We start from the raw sequence: 6,441 nt of genomic DNA on the forward strand, positions 1-6,441 counted from the left end.
GTGTTTGTTCTCAGGTCGCGTCGAGGAACGAGATGGAGAGTACGTCATCACGATTCCCCAACCGGAAATCGAACTAGAGACGCTCGAATCCGAGGAGACGTACCGGGTTGGGGTGTATCCTGGCGTGTCCACACCAGCAGGGGTTACCGACCGCCGGAACTCGACAGTTGCTGACGATGATTCCCGAGATACCCGACTCGCTCGGCAGAGGGAGACACCTAATCCGGCTCGCGATTCTTCTCCGTCGACATCGTCGAAGACGGCCAGTCAGTCGGCCTCGACCGACAGCACACCGGACCAGCCCCCCGTGACAGAGGGAGAGCAGCGTCGTCTCCAGATCGAGGACGTCGGCGACCAGGGTGACGGCCTCGCCCGTGTCGGCCCCGGCTACGTTGTGTTCGCTCCTGACACCGAGATCGGCCAGCAGCCGCTCGTCCGGATCACGACCGTTCGCGAGAACGTTGCCTTCGCGGAGATCGTCGAACAGTGATCATGGAGGAACACGGTCGATGAGCCCGATTGCGATAGCGGTAGCATAGGATTACCCCACGCAGCCGAGATATGTTCACACCTGTGGGGTAACTTACAGCAGGAACGCGTTCGACGAACGGTCCCAGTCTGTCGTTTTCACGTATACATCCGAAAGACGGGGTCGCTTACCGACGTATCACACGGCCACGCGTGCGTCCTCCCAGCCTTCCGTGTGGACATCGTCCGACGAAACACCTAATCGGTCTAGCTCGTTCTTGCCAGCGACGACTGCTGCGGGAACGCCACAGAGGTAGTAGTCCGCGTTGAGACCGATGTCAGAGACGACCGCCGGGAGTTGCTCTTGTACGTATCCAGTGTGTCCGTGCCAGTCCTCTCGGGAGAGCGACAGCCGGAGATCGACGGGGTGAACCAGTTCGTACTGTTCCAGCATCGCCTTGTAGAGCAACTGATCCTGTGTCTTCTCGCCGAACATGAAGACGGCCTTCCGCCCGCCTCCCGTCACGTACGCGTGTAATAGACCGAGCAACGGTGTGATCCCGGTGCCAGTTCCGACGAAGACTGCCGGCCGGACCGTCCCCTGAAGGGTGAGGTTCCCGGTCAGATCAGTCTTGACCTGTACACGGTCGCCGACCGCCTGGTCGGCCATGTAGTCTGCGACCCCGTCTGTCCCGTAGGCGCGGATCATGAGCACGATACGGTCTCCGTCGACGACGAGCGTACTGTACGGCTTGACACCGGCTGGTGTCCGAAGGGCCGTATGCTGACCCGCCTGCCCGTCGAACGTCTCCGAGTCCAGTCTGAGGACGTACTGCGTACAGTCAGGACTAATCTGTGTGATACTGCGTATCTGTGCCTCTGAGAATCCCATCCTATTGGTACGAGGGGTGACGACCTAACGGTTCCGTCGGGACACACACGGAGTGCTGGGCGGTCGCAGCCGTACAGCAGCTCAGCGAGTGCCGAGAGCCGTCGCCCGCTCGCCGAGGTGGATTCCCCCACTCTGGTCGGGACAGCCATCGCGGTTGACATCGCCTTGGAGCACAGAGTGTCAGCCTCGATTAGAACGGAATTGCGCGACGAACCCTCGTGAGCGAGGGCTGGTCGTGCGACCGGTCACTGAAGCGTGTCTCACCATGTGTTCGTTCTCCCGAGTACAATGCTGACTGGGCGCCCGGATCCGTTCCTAAGAAGGCGGGTACCACCGGTGGACGACTGCGAAACCTTCCTGAGAGATATCTTCAATATTGTTCGCTCGATTTTACAGGCCTCCCGTCCGCGCAATCGGGACCGAACGAGCGGCGGGGCGCTCGTATACCAGCGCTCTCCGGTGACCACTATATACAGCCGTCTGATATATATTGTGTTCGCTGACGCCCCCGGCGATGTCGCGGCCGACCAGACGCACGTTCAGTTCGTCCACGCCTCGCCCGACGCCCCTGCGGTTGACGTGCGAGTCGCCGACGGTGGCCCGACTCTGTGTGAGAGCATCGAGTTCCGAGACGCTAGCGAGTATGTCCCCGTCGACGCCGGCTCCTACGACCTCGAGGTCTTCCCAACAGGAAGCGACGGTGTCGCGCTGTCCCTGCCCGATACCGAACTCGACGGTGGGGCAGCCGTCTCGGCGATCGCCGCCGGGCAGGCCGGCGACGGCTCGCTCGGCGCGGTGTTCGCAGACGACACCCGGTAGCTCTCCAGTTCCGGTTTTCGAACGGCATCGGCCGCCAGCGTGGGCTTCTCCGTTCCGTCCTTCAGTCCGGCGATTGCCAACGGGGGTGCTCGACGCTGTCGTGCTGTTCACCGCCGTCGGCGTGGTCCGGAACTGCGATCCAGCCGTCAGACGATCTACCGGGTGGGCGATCGGGCGGGCCTGCCCGTGCTGGATCGCCCGTGCCATCGGGGACTCGACACGAGCGGTAACGAATGCCTCGCTGTGACGGCCTGAACCCTATCGATACGGATAGTCGGCGGGCGTGCGCGTGTCCACGACCCGTAGCCTCATGCTCATAGGCGACGTACTAATAGTGTGCCCTCCGACCACGAGCCCAGTAGCCACGCATTCCCGGATCGCTCGGAGTCGTGGTCGGGGAACCCGATCTGGCGGCTCTACACCACGTACGGGGCTGGTCGTCGGTATGCCGTCGTCGGCGCCGTGGCTACCGTCCTCGGTCGAGCCTTCGGACTAATCCCCGCGTTCGTCATCGGCCTCGCTGTCGACGCGATTTTTCTCGCCGAGCGCTCGTACGCGCTGCCGTTCATCCCGGACCGGCTCATTCCGGACACCGACGTCGGCTTGCTGTACGTCTCGATCGCGATTCTGCTGGGCGCAGCTTCCGTCGGGGCGGTCGCCTCCTGGGTCGAGGACTGGGGCTGGAGCGTCTTCGCACAGCGCGTCCAACGCAACCTCCGGGTCGACGCCTACGAGCGCCTACAGGACCTCGAACTCGCGTACTTCACCGGCCAGCGCACGGGCGACCTGATGAGTGTCCTGAACAACGACGTCAACGCCCTCGAAACGTTCCTCAGGGACGGACTGAGTGCGACGCTGTGGGTCCTCGCGACCGTCGTCGGCATCGGCGTGATCCTCGTCGGGCTGAACGCCCCACTGGCGGCAGTGACGCTACTGCCGATCCCGGTGCTCGCGGCGTTCACGCTGCTGTTCACCCGACTGATCGAGCCACGGTATCTCTCGATCCGCGAGGAGATCGGCGACCTCAACTCCCGGCTGGAGAACAACGTCAGCGGCATCGAGGTGATCAAAAGCGAGAGCGCCGAGCAGTTCGAAACCGAACGGGTGGCCGAGGCGTCCGACGCGTACCTCGTGGCCAACCTCTCGGCGATCAAGATCCGGATCACCTACTTCCCCGGGTTGAACGTCATCTCCGGGATCGGCTTCGCGATCACCTTCCTCGTTGGCGGGCTGTGGGTCCTCGGCCAGCCACCCTTCGGCCTGACGGGCACGCTCACGCCGGGTGCGTTCGTGACGTTCGTCATCTACGCACAGCAGTTTCTCTGGCCGATCATCAGACTGGGCGACGTCGTCGACGACTACGAGCGGGCCAAGGCTGCTGGGAGTCGGGTCCAGGGTGTGCTCTCGCGGACTCCCGCGGTGCTGGACCGTCCCGACGCCCGCCCGCTCAAGATGATCGAGGGTGCCGTGACGTACGACGCTGTCCGGTTCGCCTACTCCGGTGAGCCGGTGTTGACCGACGTCGACTTCGCCGTCGACGGCGGGGAGACTGTCGGCGTGGTCGGCCCGACGGGTGCGGGCAAGTCGACGCTGCTGAAGCTACTGCCGCGGCTGTACGACCCCGACGAGGGAGCCGTCCGGATAGACGGCCAGGACGTCCGTGACGTGACCCTCCGGAGCCTCAGACGGTCGGTGGGCTACGTCAGCCAGGAGCCGTTTCTCTTCTTCGGGACGGTTCGAGAGAACATCCGGTACGGCACCTTCGACGCGAGCGACGACGCAGTCGAACGGGCCGCCCGCCGGGCTCAGGCTCACGAGTTCGTCGAGAACCTGCCCGACGGGTACGACACGATGATCGGCGAACGCGGGGTGAAGCTCTCGGGCGGCCAGCGCCAGCGGCTGGCGCTTGCACGCACGATGCTCAAAGACCCGGCCATCCTCGTGTTGGACGAGGCCACCTCGGCGGTCGATACCGAGACGGAGGCGCTCATTCAGACACAACTCGCCGAGTTCGCCGCCGACCGGACCACGTTCGTCATCGCCCACCGACTGTCGACCGTTCGGACGGCCGACCGGATTCTCGTTCTCGACGATGGACGGGTGACCGAGGACGGCACCCACGAGGCACTCCTCGAGACGGAGGGGCTGTACGCGAACTTCTGGCGGGTCCAGACCGGTGACATCGCCTCGCTCCCACGGGCGTTTCTCGAACGAGCGCTCCGTCGACAGGCGGTCGTCGGTGCCGACGACGGAGCAGACGAGGGGCAGGCGAACTGAACTCGGAGCGGTCGACCGACCCCACGCCAGGGCCCGCCGACACGTCCCTCCGACCCGTGGCCCCGGTCGTATGAGTTCTCTCTACGGTCGGGGGTCGTCGCGTCCACGACGAGTATGGACGTGTCTGGTGCCTCTATACGTCCGTGATACAACCCGACCGAGGAGCCGGCGGCGCGTCGCCCGATCTGACCGACGAGACGGTGGACGTGAGCGTGCTGGTGATCGGCGCGGGAGCCGCGGGCGCCCGGACCGCCATTGAGCTCGTCGAGCAAGGCATCGACCCCGAGGACGTGCTGGTGATCGGCAAGCGCGCCCACGGCGACGCCCACGCGACGTGGGCACGCGGCGGTATCAACGGTGCCCTGGGCACTCACGACCCCGAAGATGACCCGGCGATTCACGCCGCGGACACGCTGAAAGAGGGCCATTTTCTCAACGACCCGGGGAAGGTCGAGATGGTCACTCGACGGATGCCCCGCCTGCTGCGAGAACTCGACGACTGGGGGATGGCCTACAGCCGCACCGCCGAGGGTGACATCGACCAGCGGTACTTCGGCGCCCAGTCGTTCCGCCGGACCGCCTTCGCCGGCGACCACACCGGCGAGTCGCTGCTGGACACGCTGGTGGCGAAGGCCCAGTCGCTGTCGGTTCCCTACCGCGAGAACGTCTTCATCAGTCGAGTACTCACCGACGACGCTCGCATCCGGTTCGTCCACACCGTGCCGGACGCCCCCGCAGTCGACATCTGGGCCGGCGACGCGGCACTGTTCGAGAACGTCGCCTTCAGAAAAACCTCCTCGTTCGCGACGGTCGACGCCGACGCCTACGACATCGACGTCCGCCCGGCGGGCGCCGATGACAGCGTTCTGAACCTCTCGGAGGTCGCCTTCGACGGCGCGACGTCCTACACGGTACTCGCGACCGGAATGCTCGGCGACGACACGCTGGATGCCGTGCTTGTGGCCGACTACGTCACGACCGAGGCCGACGACCGAACCGTCGCACCGTAGTCTCCCGACTACGGTTCCTTCTGACGCGTTTTGTACTGTTCTGGCCCCGTCCGTTACTGTCGACCGATGCTAGCGAGAGGCTCGATTATCTACACCACTGAGCCTCTCGGAGCGAGAACGTGTGTAGAAGTCGACGCCAATAGCCGTTGCTCAGACTCCTACACGGTACGTCTTCTTCGAACCGAAGCCAGCTAGCTCGCCCCGGTTGCCGTTATTTACGGAATGTCTCCGCTACGAAGCCTACCCGAGTCCTCTGAATTATCGATTTCTCTCACCCCGGCGACTCGACGAGCGTGAGCGGGGTATCCGGGACATGCGGGCCGATTTCGCGCTGGCCGATGATGCCGCTCTCTTCTGGACAACTAGCCCGGACCTCGACGGTCAACAGCAGGCCGACGAGCGCCCGGCCCGAGACGACCGTCGCGACGTCCATCTCTGTCTCACAGCCACGACAGCAGGCCGACTGGACCGTGATATCGGCGTGCCGAATCGATTCACCGGCCTTGGCGACGCGCTTGCCGAGCTCGGCGACGGCGATGTTGATCGCGTCCTGTGCGGTAGCGACGTTGCGGACGATCCACGGGACCGAGAAGGTCACTTCGTACCAGTCCGTGTCGGATGTGGGGGTCATTGGTGGTGTATGGGGCAAGCGGTTACACGTCGGCGCTGTTCGGAGGGCTGGAGGGATGTCCACCTTCGAGACTCTGGCGAACGGGTCTCCTGTGGTGCTCTCAGGATATCTCCGAGCCACCCTGTCTACGGCAATATGTACTATCTCCATGGAGCGGGAGAATATGTACCTATCTATGGTAATAGTTATCTACTGATCGGTGGGAACGGTTCGCTACAGAGTCGACGTGATTGCTTCCCCGCTCGTTTGTGACCGCGAAACTGGCTTGAGACTCTCTGCGTCTGGTCCTCGGCTGATACCGTAGTTACCCCACGCTGGACTAATCAACCGACTATGCGGGGTAA

The 6,441-nt window shown here is 64.0% G+C and carries 6 protein-coding genes; 4 read left to right on the forward strand and 2 right to left on the reverse strand.

The genetic code is table 11. The features are described from left to right. Window positions 1–490: TRAM domain-containing protein (locus Q0964_RS07490; RefSeq protein WP_299265495.1), on the forward strand; the 490-nt coding region annotated here is incomplete at its 5' end. 177 nt (window positions 491–667) lie between these two features. Here Q0964_RS07490 and Q0964_RS07495 read toward each other — a convergent pair. Continuing rightward, entirely contained in the window at window positions 668–1,360 is a 693-nt protein-coding gene (locus tag Q0964_RS07495) for a ferredoxin--NADP reductase (RefSeq protein WP_299265497.1), read from the reverse strand. 492 nt (window positions 1,361–1,852) lie between these two features. On the opposite strand from Q0964_RS07495, the gene Q0964_RS07500 reads away from it, so the two are divergent. The 3 genes from Q0964_RS07500 (at window position 1,853) to Q0964_RS07510 (ending at window position 5,466) form a co-directional block, all read left to right on the forward strand. After that, complete coding sequence (locus Q0964_RS07500; RefSeq protein ID WP_299265499.1) at window positions 1,853–2,179, forward strand: DUF4397 domain-containing protein; 327 nt, start codon at window positions 1,853–1,855, stop codon at window positions 2,177–2,179. Between the two features lie 336 nt (window positions 2,180–2,515). Then, window positions 2,516–4,456 (forward strand): ABC transporter ATP-binding protein, encoded by a 1,941-nt coding sequence (locus Q0964_RS07505; RefSeq protein WP_299265501.1) that lies wholly within the window; start codon window positions 2,516–2,518, stop codon window positions 4,454–4,456. Between the two features lie 146 nt (window positions 4,457–4,602). Then, window positions 4,603–5,466 (forward strand): FAD-binding protein, encoded by an 864-nt coding sequence (locus Q0964_RS07510; RefSeq protein ID WP_414652139.1) that lies wholly within the window; start codon window positions 4,603–4,605, stop codon window positions 5,464–5,466. A 271-nt stretch (window positions 5,467–5,737) separates the two neighbouring features. On the opposite strand, the gene Q0964_RS07515 is transcribed toward Q0964_RS07510, so the two are convergent. Continuing rightward, entirely contained in the window at window positions 5,738–6,097 is a 360-nt protein-coding gene (locus Q0964_RS07515) for a DUF555 domain-containing protein (RefSeq protein WP_299265505.1), read from the reverse strand. Window positions 6,098–6,441: the final 344 nt, after the last annotated feature.

The organism is Halorientalis sp., assembly GCF_028275115.1.
Lineage (GTDB): Archaea > Halobacteriota > Halobacteria > Halobacteriales > Haloarculaceae > Halorientalis.